Source organism: Bradyrhizobium sp. RD5-C2 (assembly GCF_019972155.1).
In the GTDB taxonomy this organism is placed as follows: Bacteria; Pseudomonadota; Alphaproteobacteria; order Rhizobiales; family Xanthobacteraceae; genus Bradyrhizobium.
Genome location: NZ_BOVL01000019.1, coordinates 74,129 through 89,035, shown reverse-complemented (window position 1 = coordinate 89,035; position 14,907 = coordinate 74,129). Strand labels below are relative to the sequence as shown.

11 protein-coding genes and 1 tRNA gene are annotated in these 14,907 nt (G+C 65.2%); 7 read left to right on the top strand and 5 right to left on the bottom strand.

Annotated features, from left to right (window positions below; translation table 11 throughout):
* Positions 1-590: 590 nt before the first annotated feature.
* Positions 591-1,772: a DNA topoisomerase IB gene (locus tag BraRD5C2_RS21405; protein WP_223971170.1), complete on the top strand. Its 1,182-nt coding sequence runs from the start codon at positions 591-593 to the stop codon at positions 1,770-1,772.
* 144 nt (positions 1,773-1,916) lie between these two features.
* Here the strand turns inward: BraRD5C2_RS21405 and BraRD5C2_RS21400 are convergent, their stop codons facing one another.
* The 3 genes from BraRD5C2_RS21400 to BraRD5C2_RS21390 form a co-directional block, all read right to left on the bottom strand.
* Positions 1,917-2,330, bottom strand: a complete 414-nt coding sequence (locus BraRD5C2_RS21400) for an EVE domain-containing protein (protein WP_223971169.1) — start codon at positions 2,328-2,330, stop codon at positions 1,917-1,919.
* A 96-nt stretch (positions 2,331-2,426) separates the two neighbouring features.
* Positions 2,427-3,539 carry an alpha/beta hydrolase gene (locus tag BraRD5C2_RS21395; protein WP_223971167.1) on the bottom strand — a complete coding sequence of 371 codons (1,113 nt, stop codon included), beginning with the start codon at positions 3,537-3,539 and terminating at the stop codon, positions 2,427-2,429.
* Positions 3,540-3,663: 124 nt separating this feature from the next.
* Positions 3,664-4,569: a LysR family transcriptional regulator gene (locus BraRD5C2_RS21390; RefSeq protein ID WP_223971164.1), complete on the bottom strand. Its 906-nt coding sequence runs from the start codon at positions 4,567-4,569 to the stop codon at positions 3,664-3,666.
* Between the two features lie 113 nt (positions 4,570-4,682).
* Between BraRD5C2_RS21390 and BraRD5C2_RS21385 the strand changes: the two genes are divergently transcribed.
* Complete coding sequence (locus tag BraRD5C2_RS21385) at positions 4,683-5,447, top strand: haloacid dehalogenase type II (RefSeq protein WP_223971161.1); 765 nt, start codon at positions 4,683-4,685, stop codon at positions 5,445-5,447.
* Between the two features lie 55 nt (positions 5,448-5,502).
* Here the strand turns inward: BraRD5C2_RS21385 and BraRD5C2_RS21380 are convergent, their stop codons facing one another.
* Positions 5,503-6,483, bottom strand: a complete 981-nt coding sequence (locus tag BraRD5C2_RS21380) for an NAD(P)H-dependent glycerol-3-phosphate dehydrogenase (RefSeq protein WP_223971158.1) — start codon at positions 6,481-6,483, stop codon at positions 5,503-5,505.
* A 13-nt stretch (positions 6,484-6,496) separates the two neighbouring features.
* Positions 6,497-7,570: a tRNA (adenosine(37)-N6)-threonylcarbamoyltransferase complex transferase subunit TsaD gene (gene tsaD / locus BraRD5C2_RS21375; RefSeq protein ID WP_223972491.1), complete on the bottom strand. Its 1,074-nt coding sequence runs from the start codon at positions 7,568-7,570 to the stop codon at positions 6,497-6,499.
* A 173-nt stretch (positions 7,571-7,743) separates the two neighbouring features.
* Between tsaD and BraRD5C2_RS21370 the strand changes: the two genes are divergently transcribed.
* From BraRD5C2_RS21370 to BraRD5C2_RS21350, 5 genes are all read left to right on the top strand, one after another.
* Complete coding sequence (locus BraRD5C2_RS21370; protein ID WP_223971156.1) at positions 7,744-8,472, top strand: uroporphyrinogen-III synthase; 729 nt, start codon at positions 7,744-7,746, stop codon at positions 8,470-8,472.
* 120 nt (positions 8,473-8,592) lie between these two features.
* Positions 8,593-9,834, top strand: a complete 1,242-nt coding sequence (locus BraRD5C2_RS21365; RefSeq protein ID WP_223971154.1) for a COG4223 family protein — start codon at positions 8,593-8,595, stop codon at positions 9,832-9,834.
* 20 nt (positions 9,835-9,854) lie between these two features.
* On the top strand, positions 9,855-11,612 hold the full coding sequence (locus BraRD5C2_RS21360) for a heme biosynthesis protein HemY (protein ID WP_223971152.1): 1,758 nt from the start codon (positions 9,855-9,857) through the stop codon (positions 11,610-11,612).
* A gap of 106 nt (positions 11,613-11,718) precedes the next feature.
* Positions 11,719-11,794 (top strand) — tRNA-Thr (locus tag BraRD5C2_RS21355).
* A gap of 455 nt (positions 11,795-12,249) precedes the next feature.
* A complete protein-coding gene (locus tag BraRD5C2_RS21350) occupies positions 12,250-14,877 on the top strand; it encodes a glycosyltransferase (RefSeq protein ID WP_223971150.1) in 2,628 nt (875 codons plus the stop codon).
* Positions 14,878-14,907: the final 30 nt, after the last annotated feature.

Below are 14,907 nucleotides of genomic sequence, written 5' to 3'. Positions count from 1 at the left end.
GTCCTACGCCGTCACGGCGGACGGCGGCTGTCGCGAAAGAATCGCGGACCGCGATCCGCCTGATGCCGAGATGGGAGAGCCTCAAAGCAATGTTTGGGTGCGAGGTGACGCTGACTGCGACGCGCCTAGACGCCAATTCTGCTGGACCAACTGCCGCGCATTTCGATGAATGATCGCAGGGCCGCCGCGACGATCTGCGCCGACGATTTCGCCCGAACCGCCTGTGCGGCTGGCGCTGTCCGGAAGAGCCGGGTGGATCGTGAGGTGCGGTGACTCCGTCCGGGGATCCGGTACGAAACGGCACGGTGCCTGACCTGCCTGCTGCAGCCAGGTCGTGCTGGTCGCGCCCAAAAGCCCGGTTCCCAAGTCGGGCTCCCGCAATTTTGACCGATCCTGGAGCGGCCAAAATCAAGGTTAGTGGGCGAATGGCACCCATGAAAGGTAATTAGAAACCGTTGATAACCGATTCGCGACTCGCAATGTCAGCCCTGACGCCCTAAATCGCGAAATCGAGGCCGGATGGCCAACCGGAACCAAGCCCGAAGCAACGGCATTACCGGGAGAACAGCGGAACAAGGCGTCTTGGAAGTATGATGGATCAGCAGAACATCGCGGCTGTGCGGCCCATGTCCGCCGATCCCGCTGTCGCCCTGGCGAAGGCGCTGGGCCAATGGCCCAAGCAGCCGCAGGCAAAGTTGCAGTCGCCACGAGCCAAGCTCCAGCCGTCGGCAAAGCTCAAGCTCGCCGCGCCCGCCGTCGAGGATCTGGCGCGCGATCTCGGTCTTCGGCTCGGCGACCAGAACGAGCTGACCATTCGCCGCATCAAGCGCGGCAAGAATTATTCATTCGTTCGTGCCAATGGTTCGCGCGTCCGCGATGCGCGCACGATCCGGCGGCTGCATGCGATGGCGGTTCCGCCGGCCTATCGCCAGGTGCGCTATTCCAGCGATCCGAGCTCGCATCTGCAGGCGGTCGGCCGCGATGCCGCGGGCCGCTTGCAGTACCGTTATCACGCCGACTGGGAGAAGGTCCGCGAGCAGCGCAAGGCGCATCGCCTGGCCAAGCTCGTCGCCGCGCTGCCGAAGATCCGGCGCAAGGTCTCGGCGTTCCTGTCCGGTGACGAGCCGACGCGCGAGTTCGCGCTGTCGGCGGTGATCGAGCTGATCGCGCGCACCGCGATCCGGCCCGGCAATGAATCCTATGCCCGCCTCAACGGCACCCGCGGCGCCACCACGCTTTTGAAGTCCAACGTCACGCTGGAAGATGATTCGCTGGTGCTGACCTTCAAGGCCAAGGGCGGCAAGGCCGTGCGCAAGGAGTGCGACGCGGCCAAGCTGGTGCGTGCGATCGGCATTCTGCGCGATGTCCCGGGCAAGCGCATGTTCCAGTATCACGACCGCTCCGGCGTCGTCCGCGCTGCCTCGACCACGGCGGTGAACGCGTTCCTGCGCGAGCTCGCCGGCATCAAGATCTCGCTGAAGGATTTCCGCACCCTGATGGCGTCGGCCGTCGTCGTGGAATCGCTGTCGCGGATCACGCCGGCCGCCAGCCAGCGCGGCCGCAAGCGCCAGGTGCTGGATGCGATCCGCGCCGCCGCCGACCAGCTCTCCAACACGCCGGCGATCTGCCGCAAGAGCTATGTCCACGACACCATCGTCACCGCCTTCGAAGACGGCATCCTCGAGCGCTTCGCCGCGACAATGGGCGGTTACCGCACCCAGTCCAAACGCGAGCAGTTGCTGGCGCAGGTGGTGATGGCGGCCGGAGCGTAAGCTTCTCTCCGTCGTCCCGGCGAAGGCCGGGACCCATTACCCCAAATGGTGATTGTTGAAGCGAGCTGTGGCCCCAGCGCGCTCCAATAATGCGGAGCAGTGGTTATGGGTCCCGGCCTTCGCCGGGACGACAGTAGCGGAACGCTACAGCCCGCCCATCTTGCAGACGTACTTCCATTCCTCTGATGTCACCGGCTGCACCGAGAGCCGCGAATATTTCACCAGCGCCATGTCGGCGAGCTTCTTGTCGGCCTTGATCGCGGCCATCGTCACCGGCGTCTTCAGCGGCTTGTCGGCCTTGATGTCGACGCAGACGAACTTGGCGGTCTTGTCGGTCGGATCGGGATAGGCTTCCTTGACGATCTCGGCGATGCCGACGATCTCCTTGCCCTCGTTGGAATGATAGAAGAACGCCTTGTCGCCCTTCTTCATGTTGACGAGGTTCTGCCGCGCCGTGAAGTTGCGCACACCGGTCCAGGCTTCGCCCTTCGCGCCCTTGGCGACCTGCTGGTCCCACGACCAGACCGACGGCTCGGATTTCACCAGCCAGTAATTCATCGCAACTCACCCCGTGCTCGATCGCTCATCGCGCGGCAATCTACAGGCACCCGGGCGCCCGCGACAAGCGCGGGCATCCGGTCTTGATGGCGTCACTCACTGCTTCAGATATCGATCGAAGAATTTGGCGATGTCGGTGAAGGCTTCCTTGGTCTCGGGCGCATCGATGTTCATCTGGTACTGCGCGTGGGATTGCCCCTCATAGACATTGAGATCGGCGATCACGCCGGCGCGGCGCAATTTGCGGTGTGTGCGAACCGTGTTGCTGAGGAACAGGTCGCGCGTGCCCGATGTCAGGATGGTCGGCGGAAAGCCCTTGAAGTCACCGTAGATCGGCGAAATGTAGGGATTCTTCAAGCTGGTCCCGTTGGCATAGAGCTTGGCCGCGCGGCCGAGCCATCCGTCCCAGGTCACCAGCACGTTGTCGACCCACTCATTGCTCGCGTAGCTGTCGCCGATCCTGTCGATGTCGGACCACGGTGTGCCCGGCGCGATGGCGGCCGGCAGCGGCAGCTTCTCGTCCCTCGCCCGCAACACCATCGCAAGCGTCATCGCGCCGCCGGTCGAAGTGCCGAAGATCGCCAGCCGGTGGCGCTCGTGCGATTTCAGAACCTCCTTCCAGACCGCCATCGCGTCGTCCATCGCGGCCGGATAGGGGAAGTCCGGCGGCATCCGGTAGTCGACCGAGATCACTTTGAAGCCGCCAAAGCCGGCCATCATGATGGCTTCCGGCAACGCGGCTTCGCCGGGGCCGAACACGTAGCCGCCACCATGCACGTGGATCAGCAGGCGTCGCCGGTTCTCGAGCGCGATCTTGTTCGGCGTCACGACGTAGCAGTGCACGCCGGCAATCCTGGTTTCCTCGACCTTGACGCCGAGCTTCGCCTTCATGGCCGGAATGCCCGCGATCAAAAGCTTGGCGCGGCGGTCGATCAGCTCCTTCCACTCCGCAGGGGTTTTCGGGTCGGCGTTGAAATGCGGCGGGTAGGGCGCGCCGATCATCGCCTGCATCTCCGCCGAGACGTCACTTGAGGGATTGCCGATCGATTTGAGCGGGGCGACCCGCTTGCCATCCTCGGCGTTCGCCGCAGCCTCGCGCTTGGCGAGTTCGTCGTAAGGTGCGGCCGTTTGCGCGCGCGTGGTGGTGCTGGAGGTGGCGACGGCAAGCAGAATGCTGATCGAAGCGATAACGCGATGCGGTTGACGCATGTACTTCCCCAAGTTTCGGTTTCTTGTTGTTGGAACGGGATCCGACGGTCGCCGCGACGCTAGCACAGTGCGCGTTGTCTCCGCGTGGAAGTCTGCGCCGTCAAGCGCGACTGGCGCAGACCCGCTATGGGTGGTTGAACGCCGTCTGCGGTAGCTCACCCGCGGCGAAATCCAGGAAGCTCCGAATGCGCGGCGCCATCAGGCGTGCGCTGGGATAGATCAGCTGCACCGGTATGGGCGCGACTTCATACTCCCTCAGCACGCGGACCAGCGACCCCACCGCGAGTTCATCCGCAACCTGGTAGGACAGCACGCGCGTCAAGCCCATGCCGTCGCGCGTCAGTCCGATCGCCGTCTCGGCGCGGTTGACCTCCATGCGGCTCGATACCTTGATCTTCTGCGGAGCCCCTTGCTTGTTCTGGAACAACCACGCCGCGGGGCTCGCCTGATTGACGAAGGTCACGGCGTGATGCTGCGCAAGATCGTCGGGTCTGCGCGGCCGACCGTGCCGCTTCAGATAATCGGGGCTTGCGACGACAATGCGCCGGACTTCCCCGACGCGCCGGGCCCTCAGCGAGGAGTCCGTCAGATGGCCGATCCGCAGCGCGATGTCGATCCGTTCGTCGATCAGATCGACCAGACGATCCTCGAGCGTCAGTTGCAGCGTGATGTCGGGGTGACGTTCAAGGAATCCGCGCACCAGCGGCGCGACGTGACGGCTGCCGAACAGCGTCGGCGCTGACAGCTTGATGTTGCCGCGCAGGCTTGCGGCCTCGCCGATGGCGCCATCGATCGCGTCGTCGTAATCGGCGAGCAGGCGGCGCGCCTGCGCGGCAAGCCGCGCGCCGGAGTCGGTCAGCGACAGCTTTCGCGTGGTCCGTTGCAGCAGCCGGGTGCCGAGGCGCCGCTCGAGCTCGGCGACGATCCGTGTCGTCGAGGAGGGGGAGCGTGCGAATTTGCGGCCGGCGGCCGCAAATTGTCCGCTGTCGACGATCGCGAGAAACAGGCGGAGCTCATCGAGCCGATCCATCGTCATCCCCTCCCTGATTGTTCTGAAACACGGAATGATCTCTGCTGAAATCGGGCGATTGTGCCAACACGCAATTGTGTGAACGCTGGCTGCACGCAATGCGGGGAGACGACATGCTTCTGGATCGCCGGACGTTTACGACCATGGCCGCGGCTTCCGTCACGGCTGCGACAGTGCTGTCCGGTCGGTCGCGCGCGGCAGGCCGCTCGCCTTTTCGGGCGGTCGCCTTCGACGGTTTCCCCGTGATCGATCCCCGTCCCGTATCCGCCCGGCTGGAAGAGATGTTCCCCGGCATGGGCGCGGAGCTGGGCGCTGTGTGGCGAACCCGGCAATTCGAATACGGCTGGCTCAGGACGCTCGGCGGGAAATATGCCGACTTCTGGCGCGTCACCGAGGACGCGCTGCTGTTCGCGGCGAAGGCGACGAAGATCTCGCTCTCGCCCGAGCAGCGCGACCGCCTGATGCAGACCTACCTGGAACTCAAGGCGTGGCCGGACGTCGCGCCGGCGCTCGTGCAGCTTCGTGCTGCCGGCTTGCGCCTGGCGTTTCTCTCCAACTTCACCGCGCCGATGCTGGACGCGGTGATCAGGAATTCCGGGCTCGAGGGACTGTTCGAAGAACACCTCAGCACCGACAAGGTCGCGGCCTTCAAGCCGGATGCGCGCGCCTATCAGATGGGTGTCGACGCGTTCGGACTGAAGAAAGAGGAGATCATTTTCGCCGCATTCGCCGGATGGGACGTGGCCGGCGCAAAATGGTTCGGTTATCCGACCTTTTGGGTCAACCGCACCAACGCATCAGCCGAGGAACTCGGCGTGACGCCCGATGGAGCGGGGGCGGGACTGCACGACCTCGTCGCCTTCGCGACGGCGCGGTGATCAGGCGTCATTGCGCGAAGCGGTTCGCGTGGAGAAAACGTCAATGCGACAAGCGCTAGCCTTCGGCCTTGAATGGCCGCGTCAGCAGGCCTTCGATCGCGTCATTGATCGTCAGCCGGTCGCTCAGGATCGCGGCGACCGCGTTTGACACCGGCATATCGACCTTCTGCACAGCGGCGAGCTCGCACAGCACCGGCGCGGTGAACGCGCCTTCGGCGAGCTTGCCGACCGGCGCCGCTTCACCGCGACCGAGCGCGAGGCCGAGCGCGAAATTGCGCGATTGCGCGGTCGAGCAGCTGAGCAGGAGATCGCCCAATCCAGAGAGGCCGGCGAGGGTTTCGGTGCGCGCCCCGCAAGCGCGGCCCAATCTTGCGAGCTCGCTGAAGCCGCGCGTGGTCAGCGCGGCGAGCGCGGAAGCGCCGAGATTCTTGCCCACGACGATGCCGGCGGCGATCGCCAGCACGTTCTTGGCCGCGCCGCCGATCTCGACGCCGCGCACATCGGTGGTGTGATAGGGCCGGAAGGTCGCCGAGCCGAGCGCCTGGACGAGCGCGCGTGCCAGCGCCTCGTCCGTGGTTGCCAACGTCACGGCCGTCGGCAATCCGCGCGCGACGTCGTCGGCAAAGCTCGGTCCCGACAGGATCGCAGGCACGGCGCGCGGTGCGGCTTCGGCGATCACCTCGGTCATGAATTTGTGCGTGCCGTGCTCAATGCCCTTGGCGCAGGCGATGACGGGCGTATCGGGCGCAAGGTGCGACGCAATGTGGCTGACCGCCGCGCGCAGATGCTGCGCCGGGGTGACCGCGAGGACGATGTCCGCATGCGCGGCCGCCGCAATATCCGATGTCACCGCGATGCCGGGCTGAAGCTGGACACCGGCCAGCTTCGGATTGACCCGCGTCGCCTGGATCTGCGCGGCATGTTCGGCATTGCGCGCATACAGCGTCACCGTGCGTCCGGCGCGGGCCGCGACCTCGGCCAATGCCGTGCCCCAGGCGCCGGCACCGATCACGCTGACTGACATATGCGCGGGCATCGGAACCCTCAGTTCAATATCCGGCGCGGCTGTTGGCGTGGCCGGCCGGCGCCTTGGCGTTGGCATCGAGCAGCCAGCGGGCCCGCGGCGGCGCTTCCAGCGTGTCGGTCAACCCAAGCGCCATTCGCTCGGCGCCGGCCCAGGCGATCATCGCGCCATTGTCGGTGCAGAGCGCCGGCGGCGGGATGATCAGCGTGGTCTGCGCTTTCGCCGCGACGTCCTGCAACGCGCTGCGGATCGCATGGTTGGCGGCAACGCCGCCGGCCGCGACCAGCGCGCGCGGCGTGCCGAACCGCTCCTCGAACAACCTCAAGCCGACGGTCAGCCGATCCGCGGTCGATTCCAGCACCGCGGCCTGGAAGCTCGCGCAGAGATCGCTGATGTCCTGCGGCTCCAATGGCTCCAGCCGGCTCGCTTCATTGCGCACCGCCGTCTTCAATCCCGACAGTGAGAAATTCGCATCGGGCCGTCCGAGCATCGGGCGCGGAAGCGCAAATCGCGTCGGGTCGCCGCCGGCGGCTGCGCGCTCGACTTGCGGCCCGCCGGGATAGGGCAGCGACAGCATCTTCGCCACCTTGTCGAACGCCTCGCCCATCGCGTCGTCGACCGTGGTGCCGAGCCGGACATATTCGCCGACGCCGACCACGGCGACGATCTGGGTGTGCCCGCCCGAGGCCAGGAACAGGCAATAGGGAAACGCCAGCGCGCAGGTCAGCCGCGGCGTCAGCGCGTGCGCCTCGAGATGGTTCACCGCGATCAGCGGCGTATCGTGCACCATCGCGATCGCCTTCGCGGTGGTGAGGCCGACGATCACCCCGCCGATCAGGCCGGGGCCGGCGGCGGCTGCGACCGCCGACAATTGTCCGTAGCCGACACCGGCCTCCTTCATGGCGGAGGCGACGATCCCGTCGAGCAGGTCGACATGGGCGCGCGCCGCGATCTCCGGCACCACGCCGCCGAAGCGGGCGTGTTCGTCGATCTGCGAGCGCACGACGTTGGAGAGGATCCTTGCCTGCCCGTCAGCCTGGCGCTCGACCACCGCGGCTGCGGTTTCATCGCAGGTGGTCTCGATCCCCAGCACCAGCATCGGCGGTTCGTGTCCCAATTTCGGCCCTTGTGCTACCAGCATGATCCGGACAGGCCGGAACCGGTTTCCGGCAAGATCATGTTCATCAAACTGTCCCCTCCGGGGTAGCATTGCGAGGTCTTGAAGTGCAATCGGTCGGCAAGGTCCAATTCGCAGGGCGGGAGGCCTGATCCGTGACCATCCTTGTCACACGACCGCATCCGGACAATGACGCGACGCTGGCGACGCTGCGCCAACGCGGCTTTGAGGCCCTCGCGGCGCCGGTGCTGCGCTTCGAGCCGTTACCGTTCCATGACGACGATGCGGATTATGACGCGGTTATCCTGACCAGCGCCAACGCGCCGCGTGCCATCGATCTCGCCGGCAGCCGGCTGTTGCGGCTGCCGCTGTTCGCGGTGGGCGCGCACACCGCCGACGCCGCGCGCGCCGCGGGCTTCGACAAGGTGATGGTGGCCAAGGGCGATGCGGTGAGCTTGCGCGATCTCGTGCTCGCGCGGGTCAAGGCCGGCGAACTCGCGGCGTCAGCCACGCTCCTTTATCTCGCCGGCGCCGACCTGTCGCGCGATCTGGCGGGCGAGCTCAGCGAAACGGGGCTTACCGTCGTCACCCACACCACCTACCGGATGGCGCCGGTGGCCGGCTTCCCGACGGAGGTCGGTGACGCCTTCCTGGGCAACCGGATCACCGCGGTGCTGCATTATTCCCGCCGCAGCGCGCAGGCGTTCCTGGACACCATACGGGCCGACGGAATCGAGATTTCGGCGCTCGCACTGCCGCAATGCTGCATCTCGCCCGCGGTCGCCGCGGTGCTCCATGATGCCGGCGCGACCAAGGTGGTGGTGGCGGCGCGCCCGGACGAAAACGCCCTGCTGGAGGCGCTGGTGCGCACCCTGCGGCCGTGAGCGGAATAATTCTTTCGTCTGACCATGATGTTAGGCAATGCTCCGTTTTTCGGATCGTGCTCTAAGAACGTCGGCCGATTCTGCTACAATGTGCGGCCAGTAGTTTTGAGGACCCTCGCGATGGCTGATGAAAGGCCCGACGACCCAGGACCTTCGCCGGATTCCCGGCCCAAGCGCGCGCCGCCGACCATCGATCTTCAGGCGACCGAGATCTCCAGCGAGCCGCCAAAGGCCGAGGGGGGCGAGGAAGCCCCAAAGGATACCGACAAGGCAGCGGAGGCCGCCGCGCCCGAGGCGGAGCCTCATCCCGATCCTGCTCCCCACGCCGAGCCGCAGCCCGAGCCCGCCGCCGCGGCGTCCCAGGCCGAGCCGTCACGGCCGGTATCTCCCTGGGTGGTGGCGCCGGTATCGGGCGCGGTCGCGGCAGCGCTGGTGATCGGGGTCGGCTGGTTGCTCGGCTGGCCCGCGGTGCCGCCGGCGTCGGCGCCGCAGCCCAGCGCCGCAACGGTGGACGAGCTCGGCACGCGCCTGACCGCGCTTGAATCGAAAGCCGGCAGACCGGTCGCTGCGGCCGCCGATCCCGCGGCGGCCGCGCGGCTGGAGGCGCTCGACAAATCGATCGCCGCGTTGCGCACCGAGCTCGCTGCTGCGCGAGCGCAATCCGACAAGCTTGCGGCAGCGGTCAATGATGTGAAGGCCGCGCCGCGCGATGGCGCGGCTGCGCCCGACATCTCCGGCATCACGGCACGCATCGACAAGGTCGAGGGTGCGGTGAAGGCGCAGGGTGCCGCGATCGCCAAGCAGGACAGCAAGATCGCCGACACCAAGGCCGAGGCGAAGGCGGACGACGTGCCGCTGCGCCGCGTGGTCGCGGCATCGCTGCTCGACGTCGCGGTTCGTCACGGCGATCCCTACGCCTCGGCGCTCGAGGCCGCGAAAGCGATCGCCGACAATCCCGACGTGCTGAAGCCGCTCGACGTCTTCGCTGCGTCAGGCGTGCCTAGTCCGAACAAGCTGTGCCGCGATCTGATCGAGATCGTGCCGCAGCTCGCGCCGCCGGAAGCTGCGGCGTCCAGCGCCGGGCTGGTCGATCGTTTGAAGGCCGGCGCCTCCACCCTGATCCAGATCGAGCGGACCGACGGCACCGGGACCGACCGCGGCAGCATCGTCGCGCGCGTGACATCGGCCGCCGTGCATAATGATCTCGCATTGACCGAGCGCGAATTGAAGTCGTTGCCGCCGGCCGATCGCACCGCGGCGCAAGCCTGGCTCGCCAAGGTGGACGCGCGCCGCGCCGCGCTCGACGCGTCGCGGAAATTTGCCGACAACGCCATGGCGGCGCTCGCCACGGTCAACCAGTAAATCCTTGCAATAGGTTCTCGATGATCCGGATCATTCTGTTCCTGCTGCTGATCGCGCTCGCTGCAGCGGGTGCGGCCTGGTTGGCCGATCAGCCCGGCGATCTCGTGCTGAACTGGGGCGGCTTGCGCTTCACGTCCAAGCAGCCGATGTATCTGCTCGGTCTCGTCATCGTCGTTGCGATGGTCGCCGGCGTAATCCTGCGCGGCCTGTGGAAGATCCCGGGTCACGTCCGCCGCGGCAGGCGCGAGCGGCGCCACGCGCGTGGCCGTCATGCCATCACGCAAGGCCTGCTCGCGATCGGGCATGGCGATTCCGCAGGCGCCCGCGCGCATGCCGAAGTGGCGCGGCGCCACGCCGGCGGCGATCCGTTGGCGCTGTTGCTGCACGCGCAATCGGCGCAGCTCGACGGCGATCGCGACGGCGCGCAGCGCGCCTTCCGTGCCATGGCCGAGCGCGCGGACACGCGGCTGCTCGGCCTGCGCGGCCTGTTCATCGAGGCGCAGCGCGCCGACGATCCGGTGGCGGCAGTAATGATTGCCGAGGAAGCGCTGAAAATGTCGCCGTCGTCGTCATGGGCCTCGCATGCGGTGCTCGGCTTCTGCTGCGCCAAGGGCGATTGGGCCGGTGCGCTGTCGATCATCGACAACAACCAGGCCGCCGGGTTGATCGACAAGGCGACCTATCGGCGGCAACGCGGCGTGCTGCTCACGGCGCGTGCGCTGGAGTTCGAGACCGTCGATCGCGATTTGTCGCGCTCGAGCGTGATGGAGGCGCTCAAGCTGGCGCCGACGCTGATCCCGGCCGCGGTGCTTGCCGCCAAATTCGAGAGCGAGGCGCATCAGGTGCGCCGTGCGATGCGGATCGTCGAGACCGCGTGGCTGGCGCAGCCGCATCCCGATCTCGCCGATGCCTATTCGCATGTGCGGCTCGGCGATGCCGCGCGCCAGCGCCTGGTGCGGGTCGAGACGCTGGCGGCGAAAACGCCCGGGCATATCGAAGGCGCGCTGGCGATCGCGCGCGCCGCGATCGATGCGACCGAATTCGCCAAGGCGCGTGCGGCGCTGGAGCCGTTCACCGCAGCGCCGACGCAGCGGGTCGCGCTGCTGATGGCGGAGCTCGAGCGCACCGAACATGGCGACGGCGGCCGGGCGCGGGCCTGGACCTTGCGCGCGGTGCGCGCGCTGCACGATCCGGTGTGGACCGCGGACGGCTACGTCTCCGACCGCTGGCGTCCGGTGTCGCCGGTCACCGGCCGTCTCGATGCCTTCCAGTGGCAGACGCCGGTGGCGGCGCTGCCGTCCGACAAGGGCAATGCGATCGAGCCCTCGCCGTTCGAGGAGGCGATGCTGGCGCCGCGCCGGGTCGAGCCGCCAAAGGAAGTCGCCAGCGAGCCGCCTCCGCCCAAGCCGCCTGAGCCGGTCGATATCAAGCCCGTCGAGCCGGTCGCGTTGCCTGTGCAGGACAACACCCCGGTGCCGGCGGCGATCGAGGTCGACCCGGCCCCAATTCAGGCCGATCCGCCCGCCCCGGAGCCGGTGCCGGAGCCGCCGCCGGCCGCCGAATCGGCTCCCCCGGCCCCCGCCCCCCTGTTCCGTTCCCGGACCGACCTGCCGAAGGCGGCGCCCGCGCCCATTCCGGCCGTGATCCCCATCGTCCGGGCCCCCGACGACCCCGGGGTCGACGAGGACGGCGCCGTGGACGAATTTGCGGAACAAATCGGCCCGGCCAAGGCCCAGATCGGCGGTTGGCGCGGATTTCTGTCACGTTTGGGAAGCTAATCGGCGGTTAGATAACCGGTGTGCGGTTCAATAGCTGCGTTTTCCTTGCCAATCGGGGTCATGCCCGATATCAGGTTCGCGCTGTCAGACCGTTGCCGAACGGTTCGCCGCAATAGCTCAGTTGGTAGAGCACGTCATTCGTAATGACGGGGTCGGGGGTTCGAGTCCCTCTTGCGGCACCACTCCTCAGGAACATCCCCCGTCTCGATGCGCAGGCGAGATTTACTCGCCTGGATTCTCCCACGGCACAATCTGCATATGATCGCGACCGGTCCGCCGGCTGCCCGGTTGGCGACCGTGGCGGCTCCGCGGTGCGTCAGGACATGGCACAACCCCGGCGCGAGATGCGAAAACACGGAGAAAACGCCGAATGCGCGGCCCGCACCGAGACGAACGCGGTATTCAGATGGGTGACGTGAATCTGGCGACGTAAACGCCCGAGCCGATCTGCAACACGCGGAACACATCCTCCGGTCGCGAACTCCAGCGCAACACCAACCGCATCCGATGCGCAAGCCGACTAAATGATTGGTGAGATGAGGCGCGACATGGAGCAGAATAAGCGCGGCGGAATCGGTGTTCGTAGATTGTGCGTTCTCGCGCGGAAGCCTAATACCTGAACTACGATTGCTGGGGAATGACGTTCGTGCCGAAGGATCGTGATAGCGACTTTCAACTACAGCTTGCCTTCCTGAGGGAGTTCCAACGCGCCCACGATCGCCCGCTGCGCGTCTTGCATATCGGCAACATCGCGAACAACGCCTACAACAATGCCTTGATTCAGCGGCGCTTCGGAATCGAAGCGGACGTCATTTGCTATAACTACTATCACGTCATGGGTTGCCCGGAGTGGGAGGCCGCAAGCTTCGACGGCAACGTCGACAACATGTTCCCGGATTGGTGGGCCACCGAGTTGGGCGGTTGGCGTCGACCGGATTGGTTTGTGCAAGGTCCCGTTCTCGATTGCCTCTCGTACCTTCGTGCGAAGAACGCCGGTGACAGCGGAGCCGCAGCATTTTTCTGGACGCTGTTGCAGGCAAGATATTGGGAGATGCTCGATGGCATCGCTGCCGCAGAGAGCCGGGTCCGTCCACCGATGCCGGAGCATCTGGCAGATACAATTTCAATTGCGCGCGAGTTTCAGGACTTCCAGGCAAGCAAGGCAATCCCGCAGCCGCCCGATCAGCCGACCATCGTCCTGCCAGGGGTGACCATAGAACCTGAATCTGCATCCTCTCCGATTTCGCTGACCTCATCAAAGTCGGCCTCGCTAGATCCGCGGCCGGAGCAAAGCCGATCTCTCGCCAACGAATATCCAAATCCCGAAGCACCAGGCCGCCTCGTATCAACCTATCGCGCCTTGCTGGCGAAGTACGTCTTTGTTCATTTGCAGCGTGAGGCGGAAACCGGGGTTGTCGACGGGTCGAGTTTGGCGGTCGCAATCTGGCGAAGTCAGAGACGCAGCCGCGGCCTGCCGCGTTTTGGCTTCGAGTTTTCTGCTGACGTCTTCACGATGCCGAGTCCTGGCACAGCGACGCCGGCTGCAAGCGAAAGCGATAAATATCGGACGTTCGGCGATTCGCGGTCACCAAATCCCAAAGGACCAAGCCGTCTCGTATCGATCTATCGTTCCCTGCTGACGAAATATGTATTTGCTCATTTGCAGCGTGAGGCGGAAACCGGGGTTGTCGCCGGACCGAGTCTGGCGGTCGCAATCTGGCGAAGTCAGAGACGCAGCCGCGGCTTGCCGTGTTTCGGCTTCGAGTTTCCTGCCGATGTCTTCACAACTCCGAATCCTGACACCGCGACGCCGGCTACAGGCGAAAGCAATGAAGATGCGACGTTTCGCGATTCGCGGTCGCCAAATCCCAAAGGACCAGGCGGCCTTACATCGATCTATCGTTCCCTGCTGACGAAATATGTATTTGCTCATTTGCGGCGTGAGGCGGAAAGCGGCGTTGCCGCCAGGCCGAGTTTGGCGGTCGCAATCTGGCGAAGTCAGAGGCGCAGCCGCGGCTTGCCGCGCTATGACTTCGAATTTCCTTCTGACGTCTTCGAGATGCCGGATCCTGACGCCGCGACGCCGGTTGCAAGCGAAAGCGATGGCTTCACGATCCCAGATCCCCACGCTGTGACACCGGTTACAGGCAACAGCGCGGCCGCTGACGTCGGTTCGTCAGCAATTCTGGTGGTGACCAAGCCGGAGATCATCGACCGCCCGGAGTTTCGCTACTTCGAGAATTACGGCAAGGGAGAGGATCGAAACGCCTCGCAACGTGAGGTGCTTCTTGGTGACCTGCTGCGACAGTTCACGGACTATCCGGCAGAAGCCCTGGTCTTGGTCGAAGCCTTCGCATCCACCATTGCCAATGAATTCGCCGACGTATTGGAGCACTACGACATCATTCAGGGCTATTCGATCGACGGGTTCATTCCGTTCATCAACGGGCTCAAGAATTACACGTGTTACGAGCACGGCACGTTGCGCGAACTGCCTTTCGAGAAAACCTACAATGGCATTCTTTGTTCGGCGTCGTACAAGAATGCGGCTTTCTCCTTCGTAACCAATTCGGATGTGCTGCCGTCCGTGGCGCGGCTGAAATTGAAGAGGGAGCGGACCGTTTATCTTCCGCATGCCTTCGACGATGAAAAAATCTCAACCTTTCGAGCGGGACTCAAAATCCCGAAGCTGGACCCCAAGGTCACCACATTCTTTAGTCCGTCGCGCCATCACTGGCAGGCTGCACCTGTTTCGATGCAGAAGGGCAATGACCTTTTCCTGAGGGCGGCAGCGCAGGTTGCGCAGACCGACCGCGATTTTCGTATCATCCTGGTCGAGTGGGGTGTTGACGTTCACCGAAGCAAGGACCTGATTCAGGAACTTCGAATTGAAGAGATGGTTTCGTGGATACCGTCGTTGAACAAGGCGGAGCTTCGACAGCTTTACTGTTCGAGCGATGTCGTCGTCGATCAGTTCAGGATACCGGCGATCGGCGGCGTTACCTTTGAAGCAATGGCGCTCGGACGCCGAGTCATAACCAATCTTGATGAAACCCAATCAGCGGAGTTCTTTGGAGTAGCGCCGCCCTGCCTAGCCGCCGACAGCGTAAAGACGTGCGCGGCCCGGATTTTCGAAGTACTTGCTGACCCGCTGGACGGCAATGGCCGCGGCGATGCCGCGCGTCTGTGGTTTGAGAAGTGTCATTCCGCGCGGCGGGTCGTCGCGCTTCAATTGGCCGCCTATCAAACGATTTGCGCTGCCTAGAGCATTTTTGACGCGTTTTCTTCACGCGCA

Excerpts from the sequence above, each read along its gene's own strand:
- BraRD5C2_RS21395 (WP_223971167.1), bottom strand. The coding sequence starts at position 3,539 with ATGCGTCAACCGCATCGCGTTATCGCTTCGATCAGCATTCTGCTTGCC.
- tsaD (WP_223972491.1), bottom strand. The coding sequence starts at position 7,570 with ATGCTGGTGCTGGGGATCGAGACCACCTGCGATGAAACCGCAGCCGCG.
- BraRD5C2_RS21380 (WP_223971158.1), bottom strand. The coding sequence starts at position 6,483 with ATGCCCGCGCATATGTCAGTCAGCGTGATCGGTGCCGGCGCCTGGGGC.
- BraRD5C2_RS21360 (WP_223971152.1), top strand. The coding sequence starts at position 9,855 with ATGATCCGGATCATTCTGTTCCTGCTGCTGATCGCGCTCGCTGCAGCG.
- BraRD5C2_RS21365 (WP_223971154.1), top strand. The coding sequence starts at position 8,593 with ATGGCTGATGAAAGGCCCGACGACCCAGGACCTTCGCCGGATTCCCGG.
- BraRD5C2_RS21385 (WP_223971161.1), top strand. The coding sequence starts at position 4,683 with ATGCTTCTGGATCGCCGGACGTTTACGACCATGGCCGCGGCTTCCGTC.
- BraRD5C2_RS21400 (WP_223971169.1), bottom strand. The coding sequence starts at position 2,330 with ATGAATTACTGGCTGGTGAAATCCGAGCCGTCGGTCTGGTCGTGGGAC.
- BraRD5C2_RS21350 (WP_223971150.1), top strand. The coding sequence starts at position 12,250 with ATGACGTTCGTGCCGAAGGATCGTGATAGCGACTTTCAACTACAGCTT.
- BraRD5C2_RS21390 (WP_223971164.1), bottom strand. The coding sequence starts at position 4,569 with ATGGATCGGCTCGATGAGCTCCGCCTGTTTCTCGCGATCGTCGACAGC.
- BraRD5C2_RS21405 (WP_223971170.1), top strand. The coding sequence starts at position 591 with ATGATGGATCAGCAGAACATCGCGGCTGTGCGGCCCATGTCCGCCGAT.